12 protein-coding genes are annotated in these 13,067 nt (G+C 62.0%); 9 read left to right on the top strand and 3 right to left on the bottom strand.

The annotated features are described in order from the left end of the window. Positions 1-63 precede the first annotated feature (63 nt). Together ACWHXP_RS15195 and ACWHXP_RS15190 are read left to right on the top strand one after the other, a co-directional pair. The gene (locus ACWHXP_RS15195) at positions 64-1,821 is read left to right on the top strand and encodes an IlvD/Edd family dehydratase (RefSeq protein WP_039789103.1); all 1,758 of its coding nucleotides are present in this window, start codon (positions 64-66) and stop codon (positions 1,819-1,821) included. Positions 1,822-1,887: 66 nt separating this feature from the next. Next, a complete protein-coding gene (locus tag ACWHXP_RS15190; protein WP_039789823.1) occupies positions 1,888-2,673 on the top strand; it encodes an SDR family NAD(P)-dependent oxidoreductase in 786 nt (261 codons plus the stop codon). Positions 2,674-3,020: 347 nt separating this feature from the next. Here the strand turns inward: ACWHXP_RS15190 and ACWHXP_RS15185 are convergent, their stop codons facing one another. Further along, a complete protein-coding gene (locus ACWHXP_RS15185; protein ID WP_252697361.1) occupies positions 3,021-3,962 on the bottom strand; it encodes a LysR family transcriptional regulator in 942 nt (313 codons plus the stop codon). Positions 3,963-4,284: 322 nt separating this feature from the next. On the opposite strand from ACWHXP_RS15185, the gene ACWHXP_RS15180 reads away from it, so the two are divergent. Both ACWHXP_RS15180 and ACWHXP_RS15175 read left to right on the top strand, forming a co-directional pair. After that, positions 4,285-5,424 carry a porin gene (locus ACWHXP_RS15180; protein ID WP_489635645.1) on the top strand — a complete coding sequence of 380 codons (1,140 nt, stop codon included), beginning with the start codon at positions 4,285-4,287 and terminating at the stop codon, positions 5,422-5,424. 183 nt (positions 5,425-5,607) lie between these two features. After that, positions 5,608-6,489 (top strand): SMP-30/gluconolactonase/LRE family protein, encoded by an 882-nt coding sequence (locus tag ACWHXP_RS15175; protein ID WP_209579638.1) that lies wholly within the window; start codon positions 5,608-5,610, stop codon positions 6,487-6,489. 56 nt (positions 6,490-6,545) lie between these two features. Here the strand turns inward: ACWHXP_RS15175 and ACWHXP_RS15170 are convergent, their stop codons facing one another. Together ACWHXP_RS15170 and ACWHXP_RS15165 are read right to left on the bottom strand one after the other, a co-directional pair. Next, positions 6,546-7,397 carry an IclR family transcriptional regulator gene (locus tag ACWHXP_RS15170; RefSeq protein ID WP_039789097.1) on the bottom strand — a complete coding sequence of 284 codons (852 nt, stop codon included), beginning with the start codon at positions 7,395-7,397 and terminating at the stop codon, positions 6,546-6,548. 90 nt (positions 7,398-7,487) lie between these two features. Beyond that, positions 7,488-7,748 carry a hypothetical protein gene (locus tag ACWHXP_RS15165; protein ID WP_489635646.1) on the bottom strand — a complete coding sequence of 87 codons (261 nt, stop codon included), beginning with the start codon at positions 7,746-7,748 and terminating at the stop codon, positions 7,488-7,490. Between the two features lie 11 nt (positions 7,749-7,759). Between ACWHXP_RS15165 and ACWHXP_RS15160 the strand changes: the two genes are divergently transcribed. From ACWHXP_RS15160 to ACWHXP_RS15140, 5 genes are all read left to right on the top strand, one after another. After that, positions 7,760-9,037: an L-fuconate dehydratase gene (locus ACWHXP_RS15160; RefSeq protein ID WP_121044366.1), complete on the top strand. Its 1,278-nt coding sequence runs from the start codon at positions 7,760-7,762 to the stop codon at positions 9,035-9,037. Between the two features lie 43 nt (positions 9,038-9,080). Then, the gene (locus ACWHXP_RS15155; RefSeq protein ID WP_489635647.1) at positions 9,081-9,857 is read left to right on the top strand and encodes an SDR family oxidoreductase; all 777 of its coding nucleotides are present in this window, start codon (positions 9,081-9,083) and stop codon (positions 9,855-9,857) included. A gap of 7 nt (positions 9,858-9,864) precedes the next feature. Further along, complete coding sequence (locus ACWHXP_RS15150) at positions 9,865-10,218, top strand: L-rhamnose mutarotase (protein WP_489635648.1); 354 nt, start codon at positions 9,865-9,867, stop codon at positions 10,216-10,218. Positions 10,219-10,411: 193 nt separating this feature from the next. Further along, entirely contained in the window at positions 10,412-11,968 is a 1,557-nt protein-coding gene (locus tag ACWHXP_RS15145) for a sugar ABC transporter ATP-binding protein (protein WP_252697358.1), read from the top strand. A 43-nt stretch (positions 11,969-12,011) separates the two neighbouring features. Then, the gene (locus ACWHXP_RS15140; RefSeq protein ID WP_121044357.1) at positions 12,012-13,052 is read left to right on the top strand and encodes an ABC transporter permease; all 1,041 of its coding nucleotides are present in this window, start codon (positions 12,012-12,014) and stop codon (positions 13,050-13,052) included. Positions 13,053-13,067 lie beyond the last annotated feature (15 nt).

The following is a 13,067-nucleotide window of genomic DNA, read 5'->3' as shown; positions in this document are numbered from 1 at the left end:
TTTTGCATTCGGGTGCAAGCGTTTTTCGAGATCCTTCGTTTTCTGTCATTCGGGAATTCAACAATGAGTAGCGACAAAAAAGACAAGAGCCGCACCCTGCGCTCGGCCGGCTGGTTCGGTACCGCCGACAAGAACGGTTTCATGTACCGCAGCTGGATGAAGAACCAGGGCATCCCCGACCACGAGTTCCAGGGCAAGCCGGTCATCGGCATCTGCAACACCTGGTCGGAACTGACGCCCTGCAACGCCCACTTCCGCAAGATCGCCGAACATGTGCGTCGCGGCATCATCGAAGCCGGCGGCTTCCCGGTGGAATTCCCGGTGTTCTCCAACGGTGAATCCAACCTGCGCCCGACCGCCATGCTGACCCGTAACCTGGCCAGCATGGACGTGGAAGAATCGATCCGCGGCAATCCGATCGACGGCGTGGTGCTGCTGACCGGCTGCGACAAGACCACCCCGGCCCTGCTGATGGGCGCGGCCAGCTGCGACGTGCCGGCCATCGTCGTGACCGGCGGCCCGATGCTCAACGGCAAGCACCAGGGCCGCGACATCGGTTCCGGTACCGTGGTGTGGCAATTGTCGGAACAGGTCAAGGCCGGTGAAATCACCATCCACGACTTCATGGCGGCTGAGGCCGGCATGTCGCGTTCGGCCGGTACCTGCAACACCATGGGCACCGCCTCCACCATGGCCTGCATGGCCGAGTCGCTGGGCGTGTCGCTGCCGCACAATGCGGCGATTCCGGCCGTTGATGCGCGCCGCTATGTTCTCGCGCACTTGTCCGGCATGCGTATCGTCGACATGGTCTGGGAAGGCCTGACCCTGTCCAAGATCCTGACCCGCAAGGCCTTCGAGAATGCGATCCGCACCAACGCCGCCATCGGTGGTTCCACCAATGCCGTGATCCACCTGAAGGCCATTGCCGGCCGGATCGGCGTGGACCTTGAGCTGGAAGACTGGACCCGCATCGGCCGTGGCACCCCGACCATCGTCGACCTGCAGCCCTCGGGCCGCTACCTGATGGAAGAGTTCTACTACGCCGGCGGCCTGCCTGCCGTGCTGCGCCGCATGGGCGAAGCCGACCTGCTGCCGCACAAGGATGCCCTGACTGTCAACGGCCAGACCATGTGGGACAACGTCAAGGATGCGCCGATCTACAACGATGAAGTGGTGCGCCCGCTGGCCAAGCCGCTGATCGAGGACGGCGGCATCTGCATCCTGCGCGGCAACCTGGCACCGCGCGGCGCGGTACTGAAGCCGTCGGCGGCTACGCCTGAACTGATGAAGCATCGCGGCCGCGCCGTGGTCTTCGAGGACTTCGCGCACTACAAGGAACGCATCAACGATCCTGATCTGGACGTCGATGCCAGCTGCGTGCTGGTGATGAAGAACGTCGGTCCCAAGGGTTATCCGGGCATGGCTGAAGTGGGCAACATGGGCTTGCCGCCCAAGGTGCTGGCTACCGGTGTGAAGGACATGGTCCGCATTTCGGATGCGCGCATGAGCGGTACCGCCTACGGCACCGTGATCCTGCACGTGGCGCCGGAAGCGGCTGCCGGCGGTCCGCTGGGCATCGTGCAGGATGGCGACTTCATCGAACTTGACGCCTATGCCGGCAAGCTGCAGCTGGACATCAGCGAAGAAGAGATGCAGCGCCGCCTGGCCGAACGCGCCAAGGTGCTGGCCGAACGCAAACCGGAGATGGCCGGCGGTTACCAGTCCCTGTACGTGGACCGCGTGCTGCAGGCTGACGAAGGCTGCGACTTCGACTTCCTGGTCGGTTGCCGTGGCGCGGCCGTGCCCAAGCACTCGCACTGATCTTCTTCCCGTCATCATGATGCCGGTGCCGCGCTGTGCGCGCGCACCGGCCTGCAAGGAAACCTCATGAGCAATACTCCCCAGAACGTGCAACTGGCGAACTTCCCCAGCCTCAAGGGCAAGCGCGTCTTCATCACCGGCGGCGGCACCGGCATCGGTGCGGCCATCGTCGAAGCGTTTGCGCAACAAGGTGCGCATGTGGCCTTCGTCGATATCGCCACCGAAGCCAGCGAAGCACTGTGCAATGACATCGCGGCGGCCGGCCACCCCAAGCCGCTGTTCCGTCATTGCGACCTGCGCGACATTCCCGCCTTCCAGGCGACCATCGCCGAGCTGCAAGGACAGCTGGGCGACTTCGACGTGCTGGTCAACAATGCCGCCAATGACCAGCGCCACAAGCTGGAAGAAGTGACGCTGGAATACTGGAACGACCGCATCGCCATCAACCAGCGTCCGTCCTTCTTCGCCGTGCAGTCGGTGGTGGAAGGCATGAAACGCCGTGGCGGCGGTTCCATCATCAACTTCAGCTCGATCAGCTGGCACCAGTCCGGTGGCGGCTTCCCGGTCTATACCACGGCTAAGGCCTCGACCCTGGGCCTGACCCGTGGCCTGGCGCGCGACCTCGGTCCGCACAAGATCCGCGTCAATACCGTGACACCGGGCTGGGTCATGACCGAACGCCAGATCAAGCTGTGGCTGGATGAAGAAGGCAAGAAGGCGATCGCCCGCAATCAATGCCTGCAGGGTGACCTGCTGCCCTGGCACCTGGCGCGCATGGTGCTGTTCCTGGCGGCGGACGACAGCGCGATGTGTACCGCGCAGGAATTCATCGTCGACGCCGGCTGGGTGTGAGCGGTTTGACGAAGCGCGTCTGCGCTGCGGACCAGAAAGAGTCGCCAAATGGCGACTCTTTTTTTGCGCAAATTTTGCGCAAACGCCAAAAGAGTGTCGAAGCGGGAACAGAAGCCAGGCAGTTTCAGGAAAAAGCTGTATGACAGCTTGAAAAAACTTAGTTTTTTACCTGCCTGAAGTGTTGTTTTTTTTGCCGCGTTTTTTTAAAGTTTTGCGTTGCGTGAATTCAGTTTTGTTCCTGCGATTCCGGCCATTTTCAGAGAGGCTTACGCTTCCTTACATTTCTTAATAAAACTCGGCGCAGGAAACCGACCCCGGCATGGCACATGCCCGGGCAGGCGGGGGAATCAGTAAATCATTTTCGCCACTTCGCGGATGGACTGCAGCACCAGGTTGGCCCCGGGCGAGAGCAGGTTGTCCTGGCGCGTGATGATGCCGAAGCCGGCCATGCGGCAGGGCAGGTCGATGGGCAGGATGTCCATCAGGCGGGCCTGGGTGTAGTAGCGCGCCACTTCGGTGGGCATGGCGTAGATGAAATCGGTCTGCTGCAGCAGGCTCGTGATGAACAGGATGGCGGTGGTGTCGACCACGTTGGAGGGCGGCGCCAGGCCTTGCTCGCGGAACATCTGGTCGCAGCGTGCGCGCAGGATGCTGCCCTTGGGGGCCATGATCCAGGCCTCGCCGGCGAGGTCGGCCAGGGTCAGGTCGGTGCGGGTGTGGAAGGGATGTCCCACCCGCGCCACGGCGCACACCGGCTCGTCGGCCAGCTCTTCATAGAGCAGGCCGCCCCGGGCTTCCTCATCCAGGATGCGGCCGATGATGAAGTCCAGCTCGCCATGCAGCAGGCGCGAGAGCAGGATGTTGCTGCTTTCCACTTCAACGCCGATGCGCAACATCGGGGCTTGTTCCTTGACCCGCGCGATGGCCGGCGGCAACAGGGCCATGCCGGGCGAGAGGATCACGCCCACGTCGACCTGGCCGGACAGGCCGGACTTCAGGGCCACGATGTCCTCGTGGGCCTTGGACAGGCTGGTCAGGGCCATGCGCGCATGGCGGATCATGGCCTCGCCATAGATGGTGGGCCGCATGCCGCGCGGCAGGCGCTCGAACAGGGACACGCCCAGCATGTCTTCGAGGTCCTTGAGTTGCTTGGAAGCAGCCGGCTGCGTCATGTTCAGCTCGCTGGCGGCGCGGTGGATGTTGCGGGTGTCGTCGAGAGCGATCAGCAGCAGGAGCTGACGGGTCTTCAATCGCGCCCGCAGAAACCAGTTCGGGTCACTGTTTTTCATAAGTCTCCGGGGACGGTTTTCTAAATTTTTTCAATCGTTTTTTTATTAGGAATTGATGATATCAAATCGCATATCGGAATTGCTAAAGATTTCATTGGAAAGACATGAACCGAATACTTAGTATCTAGCCACATTCCGGGCTGTACAGGAGACAACCAGTACAGCAGCGGGATGAAAGAGAAGAAGGTCGGGCAGCATCAAAAACAACAAGTTGGGAGACTGTCAGGAGTCCGTCAGGATCCAGGGGTCTGAAGTGCAACGCTGCACGGCCAAACCCACCGACGAAAAAAATTTTAAACGGCAATATCCACGGAGACTATTCATGAAGCAAGTGAAGCCATCCTTTATTGGAGCAAAGACCCTGTGCGCGCTCGCGCTGATGGGTGCGTTCTCGGCACAGGCGCAGGCGCAAAGCAGTGTCACCATTTACGGCCGTGTTGTGGCCGGCGTCGACTTCCTGACCAATGCCGGCGCCAACGGCACCGGTACTCGCTGGAGCGCTGCCAATAACCAATGGGGCACCAGCATGATCGGCTTCAAGGGCACGGAAGACCTGGGCGGCGGTACCAATGCCTTCTTCCTGCTGGAATCCGGTTTCAACTCGACCAAGGGCAGCTTCAACGGTTCTGATACCAGCAACGGTACCGCACTGTTCAATCGCCGTTCCTACGTCGGCCTGTCCTCGGCTTCCGCCGGTTCCATCAAGGTCGGCAAGAACCTGTTCATCAACAACGACATCTGGTACCTGGATCCGACCGGCCAACAAGCCATCGGTACTGCCAGCCTGGTCAACGGCCGCAACTGGCCGGGTGCATCGAACATCATCGAGTACAACAGCCCTGACATGGGCGGTTTCACCGTCGGCCTGCAGACCAGCCTGGGCGAAAAGCCGGGTTCGTTCAACGGTGGCGTGCCCAACGCTGGTTCCAGCGACGGCCGCAAGGACGGCATCTCGCTGGCCTACCAGAAGAACGGCCTGGAACTGCGCGTGATCTATGACACCGTGCGCGATGCGAACGGCGCCTACAGCGACATCTGGAGCCACTCCAAGGAGCTGATCGTCGGCGGTACCTACAAGTTCGACAAGCTGAAGATGTTCGCCGGCTGGGAAAACCTGCGCGCCAACGACGCTGTCGCCGGTGCTCCGGATCGTGCGAACCAGTACTGGATCGGCGCGAACTATGACGTGACCCCGCAATTCCAGCTGGTCGGCGCATGGTTCCACGTCAACGCCAACAACGCTTCGGTCAATGCGGCCGGCGTGGGCAACGGCGGCGGTACTGCCAACATGTACATGGCTGGCGTGAACTACTTCCTGTCCAAGCGTACCCTGCTGTACGTTGACGTCGGTACCGTCCGCAACGGCACCGGTGCCAGCCACCAGCTGGAAAACGGCGGCAACCTGGGCGTGTCGGGCCTGAAGCAGACCGGCGGTTACTTCGGTATCGCCCACTCGTTCTGATGCAACGAACAGCAGTAATGTAATCCTTCCTGAGGTGGTCTTGATGTAGTTGAGGGTGGGCGCAAGCCCACCCTTTTTTGTGTTTGTGGCAGACGTTTCCGGTATCTGCCGCAGTCATGCCGAAAACAATTTATATTGTTTATCTTGTTTATTTCATTTTCTTGATTTGCAGGCGGAACCCCGATGAATGCGCAATTGCTGGTCGATGGACATCATGAACTGGGCGAAGGAGTACTCTGGTGCGAGCGCTCGCAGACGGTCTTCTGGACCGACATCCACGCCTCCCGCCTGTGGAACCATGATCCGGCCAGCGGTGCCACGCGCAGCTGGAGCATGCCGGAACGCCTGTGCTGCTTTGCCTTCACGGCCGATGCCCGGCGCCTGCTGATCGGGCTCGCATCGCGTCTGGCCTTCTTCGACCTGGACACCGGCAGCATCAGCCCGATCTGCCGCATCGAAGATGACCTGCCGACCACGCGGCTCAACGATGGCCGCTGCGATCGCCAGGGCCGTTTCGTCTTCGGAACATTGAATGAGGACGCAGGCCGCGACCCCATCGCCAGCTTCTATCGTCTCAATGCCGACCTCAGTCTGGAGCGCCTGGCGCTGCCGGGCATCGCCATTTCCAACAGCATCTGCTTCAGCCTCGATGGCAAGCTGATGTATCACTGCGATTCCATGGCCGGCAAGATCATGGTGTGTGATTACGACACCGACAGCGGCGCGGTCAGCCATCAGCGCGTCTTCGCCGATCTGGCGCAGCAGCCGGGCGGCCCCGATGGGTCGACCGTCGATGCGGAGGGGTACCTGTGGAATGCCCAGTGGGGTGGTGCGCGCGTGGTGCGCTTCGCGCCCGATGGCAGCATTGACCGCATCGTCGAAGTGCCGACGGCGCAGCCGTCCTGTGTGGCCTTCGGCGGGGCGACCTTCGATACCTTGTTCGTGACCACGGCGCACGAAGGCATGAGCGCCGAACAGCGCGCGCAAGACAAGCTGGCCGGTGGCTTGTTCAGCGCGCCGCATCTCGATGTGCGCGGCTTGCCTGAAGTGCGTTTCGCCGGCTGAAGCCGTCTGCGGCGTGGGGCTTGCGCTCCCCACGCCATCCTTTCATCGGGTTCGCTTCAGGACCCGAAACTCGAATCCCCCATCAGCCGCGACAGCCGTGCCGAGATTTCCTGGACGATGCCTTGCACCTCGTCCAGGCTGGGATTGACCTTCTTGTCGATGCGTTCGATATAGGGCACGTTCAAGGCCGCCAGCATGCGGTTGTTGGCCCCCATCACCGGATAGGACAGGTTGATCACGCCACGGATCTGCCGGCTTTCCATGCGCGAGTGGCCGCGTTTGCGCGTGTCCTCGATCTGGCGCATCAGTTGCGCCGTCTCGATTTCCTGTTCGCCATCCATGCGCACGTGCGCGGCCAGCATGCTGGCGCGTTCGGCTTCATCGCGGAAGGCCAGCAACACGTGGCCGGATGCGGTGTCGGTCAGGCTCACCAGCGCCCCGACCTTCAGTCCGAACGCCCAGCGTTCGGGGCTGTCGACCTGCGCCACCACGATCACGCGGCCCGCTTCGTAGACCGTCAGGTGGGTGGACTGCATGGAGCGATTGGCCAGCTCGCGCATGTGGGGCAGGGCGGTGCTCACCAGCGAGCGGATCGGCTGATGATGATGGGCCAGCTCAAACAGTTTCAGCGAGAGCCGGTAATGGTCGTTGTCGGCCACCAGGTAACCGCGCTGTTCCAGCGTGACCACCATGCGGAAGATCTCATTGACGCTGCGTCCCAGTTGCCGCGAGATCTGGTTCAGGGTCAGCATCTGTTCCGAGCGGCTCAGCAACTCCAGGATATCCAGTCCCTTGTCCAGTGCCGGCGCGGCGTAGCGCGTCTTGCCGGCGGCGCTGTCCTCTTCGTGGTCGGCGGCCGTCTGCACGGCGGGAGCCTCGGCGGGATTGAGTTTGCGGGTTCTGGGCATGGCGTTTTCCGGGTGCGACAGGGGACGGTAGATCGCAAAAGCAGGCTTTTCTGGGGCCGGATTGTAGGGGATTTTGATGAAAAATCCATTTTATTCGTAAAATAATTTTTCATGCATGATCTCTTGACCTTGCCTCGTCATCCCAAAATCGATATCGGTCAGGTCGGAAACTTCATCGGACTGGCCCGGCAATGGGAGGATAATCAAGGTTATGCTCTGGTACTCACAGATGAAATGATATTTTACTTGTGAGAGAAAACAAAAGAGGGGCCTGGCCCCGGAGACGATCACCCCAGGCTGTCCGCCACGGATGGCCCGCCGATTGCGGCACGCCACCGCAGCGGCATCCACGCTAGAGACCGATGACCAAGATTACTGCCCTGCGCGTGCTGGACGTACGCTTCCCCACTTCGCAATCGCTGGATGGGTCGGATGCGATGAATCCGGATCCGGATTACTCCGCCGCCTACGTCATCCTCGATACCGACAATGAGCAACTGAAGGGCCACGGCCTGACCTTCACCATCGGTCGCGGCAACGAGATCTGCTGTGCCGCCATCCGCGCCATGGAGCATTTGGTGGTGGGGCTGGACCTGGACTGGATCGCCGCCGACATGGGCCGCTTCTGGCGTCACGTCACCTCTGACAGCCAGCTGCGCTGGATCGGCCCGGACAAGGGCGCGATCCACCTGGCCACCGGCGCAGTGGTCAATGCCGCCTGGGACCTGTGGGCCAAGGCGGCCGGCAAGCCGGTGTGGAAGCTGGTGGCCGACATGTCGCCCGAGGAACTGGTGCGCACCATCGATTTCCGCTACATCACCGATTGCATCACCCCGGATGAAGCACTGGCCCTGCTGCGCGAAAAGGAAGCCGGCAAGGCCGAACGCCTGCGCATCCTGGAACAGGAAGGCTATCCCTGCTACACCACCTCGGCCGGCTGGCTGGGCTATGACGACGCCAAGCTGCGCCGCCTGTGCCAGGAAGCCATCGACCAGGGCTTCAATTACGTCAAGCTCAAGGTCGGCCGCGACCTGGAAGACGACAAGCGCCGCGTGCGCATCGCCCGCGAAGTGCTGGGCCCGGACCGCAATCTGATGATCGATGCCAACCAGGTGTGGGAAGTGGATCAGGCCATCGACTGGGTCAATGAATTGGCCTTTGCGCAACCCTGGTTCATCGAGGAGCCGACCAGCCCGGATGATGTGGAGGGCCATCGCAAGATCCGCGCCGGCATCGGCGCGGTCAAGGTCGCCACCGGCGAGATGTGCCAGAACCGCGTGCTGTTCAAGCAGTTCATCATGCGCGATGCCATCGATGTGGTGCAGATCGATTCCTGCCGTCTAGGTGGCGTCAATGAAATCCTGGCCGTCATGCTGATGGCCGCGAAATATGGCAAGGTAGTCTGCCCGCATGCGGGTGGCGTGGGCCTGTGCGAATATGTGCAGCACCTGTCGATGATCGACTACCTGTGCATCTCCGGCAGCAAGGAAGGGCGCGTGACCGAATACGTGGACCACCTGCACGAGCACTTCGTCGATCCCTGCGTGATCCGCAACGCGGCCTACATGCCGCCCAGCCTGCCGGGGTTTTCGATCGAAATGAAGCCCGCTTCACTGGAGCAGTACCGCTTCCGGGGTTGAGACTGCATCCACCACGACAAGATGAACGAAAACGGAGACTGATGTGGATTTGAACCTGCAAGACAAGGTCGTCATCGTGACCGGCGGCGCCTCCGGCATCGGCGGCGCGATCAGCCTGCAACTGGCCGCCGAAGGCGCGATTCCCGTGGTGTTCGCGCGCAGCGAACCGGACCCGCAGTTCTGGGCGCGGCTAACCGGACTGCAGCCGCGCGCTGCGCTGTTCCAGCTGGAATTGCAGGACGAGGCGCGCTGCGGCGAGGCCGTGGCCGAGACCGTGCGCCGCTTTGGCCGTCTCGATGGCCTGGTCAACAACGCCGGCGTCAATGACAGCGTAGGCCTGGATGCGGGGCGCAATGAGTTCGTCGCTTCGCTGGAACGCAACCTGATCCACTACTACGTGATGGCGCATTACTGCGTGCCGCACCTGAAGGCCACGCGCGGCGCGATCCTGAACGTCTCTTCCAAGACGGCCCTCACCGGCCAGGGCAACACCAGTGGCTATTGCGCCTCCAAGGGCGCGCAGCTGTCGCTGACCCGCGAATGGGCTGCCGCCTTGCGTGATGACGGCGTGCGCGTCAATGCCTTGATACCGGCGGAAGTCATGACCCCGCTCTACGAGAAGTGGATCGCCACTTTCGAGAATCCGCAGGAGAAGCTGGACGCCATCACCAGCAAGATCCCGCTCGGCAAGCGTTTCACGACCTCCGAGGAAATGGCCGACATGGCCGTGTTCCTGCTCTCGGGCCGCTCCTCGCATACCACCGGGCAATTGGTGTTCGTCGATGGGGGCTATACCCATCTCGACCGCGCCCTGACCTGAGGCCGCCATGCGTACCGTGCTGGCCCTCGATCTGAAGGATGATCCCGCGCTGATCGCCGAGTATGAACAGCACCATCAGCGCATCTGGCCCGAGATCGCCGCCCATTTGCGCCGACAGGGCGTGACCGGGATGGAGATCCATCGTCTCGGTACGCGCATGGTGATGGTGATGGAGACCGATGACGCGGTGTTCGACGCCGCCGCCATGGCAGCGGCCAGCGAGCGTGATCCCAAGGTGCAGGCGTGGGAAGCGCTGATGTGGCGCTTCCAGGCTGCGACACCCTGGACGCCGGCCGGAGAGAAGTGGGTGCCGATGACGCGCATCTTCGATCTGTCCGCGCAGGAAGACGAAAAAGATTAAGTTTCCATTGCAGCAAAGTTTAGTTTTTTGCAAATCGCTTTCTAAGTTTTTCGCAAGGCGGTACAGTAGGTAGCAGCAGGTAGCAGCAGGCAGCACGCAAGACCGTAGTCCCCGAACAGCAGCGACCGCAGAGTCGCGCAAACGATGGCCAGGACCTGTTCCGGCCAGCACTGCATCCGCATCCGAGGTGAGCATGCAACAAGAACACGAGACACAAGCCCGCGCAGCGGCATCGGCATCGGCTACACCGCTGATCGCCCTGCGCAATGTCAGCAAGCGCTTTCCCGGCGTGCTGGCGCTGGACAATTGCCAGTTCGAACTGGTGGCCGGTGAAGTCCACGCCCTGATGGGCGAGAACGGTGCCGGCAAATCCACGCTGATGAAGATCCTCTCCGGCGTCTACCAGCGCGACAGCGGCGACATCCTGCTCGACGGAAAACCGGTGGAGATCGCCGAGCCGCGCCAGGCGCAGGCCTTGGGCATCGGCATCATCCATCAGGAACTGAACCTGATGAATCACCTGTCGGCCGCGCAGAACATCTTCATCGGCCGCGAGCCGCGCAAGGGTTTCGGTCTCATCATCGATGAAGAGCAACTGAACCGCCAGGCCGCCGCCATCTTCGCCCGCATGCGGCTCGAGATGGATCCGCGCACGCCGGTCGGCGACCTGACCGTGGCGCGCCAGCAGATGGTGGAAATCGCCAAGGCGCTGTCCTTCGATTCGCGCGTGCTCATCATGGATGAACCGACCGCCGCGCTCAACAACGCCGAAATCGCCGAACTGTTCCGCATCATCCGCGATCTGCAGGCGCAGGGCGTGGGCATCGTCTACATCTCGCACAAGATGGATGAACTGCGCCAGATCGCCGATCGCGTCAGCGTCATGCGCGATGGCAAGTACATCGCCACCGTGCCGATGCAGGGCACCTCCATGGACACCATCATTTCCATGATGGTGGGCCGCGCGCTCGATGGCGAGCAACGCATGCCGCCCGATACCTCCGGCAACGAAGTGGTATTGGAAGTGCGCGGACTCAATCGCGGCCGCGCCATCCGCGATGTCAGCTTCAAATTGCGCCGGGGCGAGATCCTCGGTTTCGCCGGTCTCATGGGGGCCGGCCGTACGGAAGTGGCGCGCGCCATTTTCGGTGCCGATCCGCTGGAGTCGGGCGAGATCATCATCCACGGCGGCAAGGCCGTGATCCGCCAGCCGGCCGATGCGGTGGCGCATGGCATCGGCTACCTGTCGGAAGACCGCAAGCATTTCGGACTGGCCGTGGGCATGGACGTGCAGGCCAACATCGCGCTCTCCAGCATGGGCCGTTTCACCAAGGCCGGCTTCATGGACCAGCGCGCGATTCGTGAAGTGGCGCAAGGCTACGTGCGCCAGCTGGCCATCAAGACCCCCTCGGTGGAACAGCAGGCGCGCCTGCTCTCCGGCGGCAACCAGCAGAAGATCGTGATCGCCAAGTGGCTGCTGCGCGACTGCGACATCCTGTTCTTCGATGAGCCCACGCGCGGCATCGACATCGGTGCCAAGAGCGAAATCTACAAGCTGCTTGATGCGCTGGCCGAGCAGGGCAAGGCCATCGTGATGATTTCCTCCGAGTTGCCCGAGGTGCTGCGCATGAGCCATCGCATCCTGGTGATGTGCGAGGGCCGCGTGACCGGTGAACTGGCGCGCGCCGATGCCACCCAGGAAAACATCATGCAACTGGCCACGCAGCGCGAATCGGCCGTGGCGCAATAAGCGCCACCGGGCCTCCAGACATTACAAGAGAGACAGACCGATCATGGCAAACCAAATCCACTCCGCCCCTTCCGCATCCACCATGGCCAACACCGCTTCCCCCTCGGGCCTGCGCGCCCGCCTGTTCAATCCGGCCGCACGCCAGAAGCTGCTGGCCTTTGCCAGCCTGCTGCTGATGATCCTGTTCTTCAGCTTCGCCTCGCCCAACTTCATGGAGGTGGACAACCTGGTCAGCATCCTGCAGTCCACCGCCGTCAACGGCGTGCTGGCCATCGCCTGCACCTACGTCATCATCACCTCCGGCATCGACCTGTCGGTGGGTACCATGATGACCTTCTGCGCCGTCATGGCCGGGGTGGTGCTGACCAACTGGGGCATGCCGCTGCCGTTGGGCATCGCTGCGGCGATCTTCTTCGGGGCGCTCTCGGGCTGGGTTTCCGGCATGGTGATCGCCAAGCTCAAGGTGCCGCCCTTCATCGCCACGCTGGGCATGATGATGCTGTTGAAGGGCCTGTCGCTGGTGATCTCCGGCACGCGTCCGATCTACTTCAACGATACCGAGGGTTTCTCGGCCATCGCCCAGGATTCGCTGATTGGTGACCTGATTCCCTCGCTGCCGATTCCCAATGCGGTGCTGATCTTGTTCATCGTCGCCATCGGTGCTTCCGTCATCCTCAACAAGACGGTGTTCGGCCGCTATACCTTTGCCCTGGGCAGCAATGAGGAAGCACTGCGCCTGTCGGGCGTGAAGGTGGATTTCTGGAAGGTCGCGGTCTATACCTTCTCGGGAGCCATCTGCGGCATCGCCGGCCTGATCATCGCCTCCCGCCTGAATTCGGCGCAGCCTGCGCTGGGCCAGGGTTACGAGCTGGATGCGATTGCCGCCGTGGTGATCGGCGGTACCTCGCTCTCGGGCGGAACCGGCACCATCCTGGGGACCATCATCGGTGCCTTCATCATGAGCGTGCTGGTCAACGGCCTGCGCATCATGTCGGTGGCGCAGGAGTGGCAGACGGTGGTGACCGGCGTCATCATCATCCTGGCCGTGTATCTTGACATCCTGCGCCGTCGCCGCCGCGCCTGAAACGATTTCTTCGTA

It is taken from the genome of Herbaspirillum sp. Her2 (genome assembly GCF_057961375.1).
This window is presented reverse-complemented; position numbering and strand designations above follow the sequence as displayed.

Coding starts and splice junctions, on each gene's coding strand:
- ACWHXP_RS15195 (WP_039789103.1), top strand. CDS start 64: ATGAGTAGCGACAAAAAAGACAAGAGCCGCACCCTGCGCTCGGCCGGC.
- ACWHXP_RS15190 (WP_039789823.1), top strand. CDS start 1,888: ATGAGCAATACTCCCCAGAACGTGCAACTGGCGAACTTCCCCAGCCTC.
- ACWHXP_RS15185 (WP_252697361.1), bottom strand. CDS start 3,962: ATGAAAAACAGTGACCCGAACTGGTTTCTGCGGGCGCGATTGAAGACC.
- ACWHXP_RS15180 (WP_489635645.1), top strand. CDS start 4,285: ATGAAGCAAGTGAAGCCATCCTTTATTGGAGCAAAGACCCTGTGCGCG.
- ACWHXP_RS15175 (WP_209579638.1), top strand. CDS start 5,608: ATGAATGCGCAATTGCTGGTCGATGGACATCATGAACTGGGCGAAGGA.
- ACWHXP_RS15170 (WP_039789097.1), bottom strand. CDS start 7,397: ATGCCCAGAACCCGCAAACTCAATCCCGCCGAGGCTCCCGCCGTGCAG.
- ACWHXP_RS15160 (WP_121044366.1), top strand. CDS start 7,760: ATGACCAAGATTACTGCCCTGCGCGTGCTGGACGTACGCTTCCCCACT.
- ACWHXP_RS15150 (WP_489635648.1), top strand. CDS start 9,865: ATGCGTACCGTGCTGGCCCTCGATCTGAAGGATGATCCCGCGCTGATC.
- ACWHXP_RS15145 (WP_252697358.1), top strand. CDS start 10,412: ATGCAACAAGAACACGAGACACAAGCCCGCGCAGCGGCATCGGCATCG.
- ACWHXP_RS15140 (WP_121044357.1), top strand. CDS start 12,012: ATGGCAAACCAAATCCACTCCGCCCCTTCCGCATCCACCATGGCCAAC.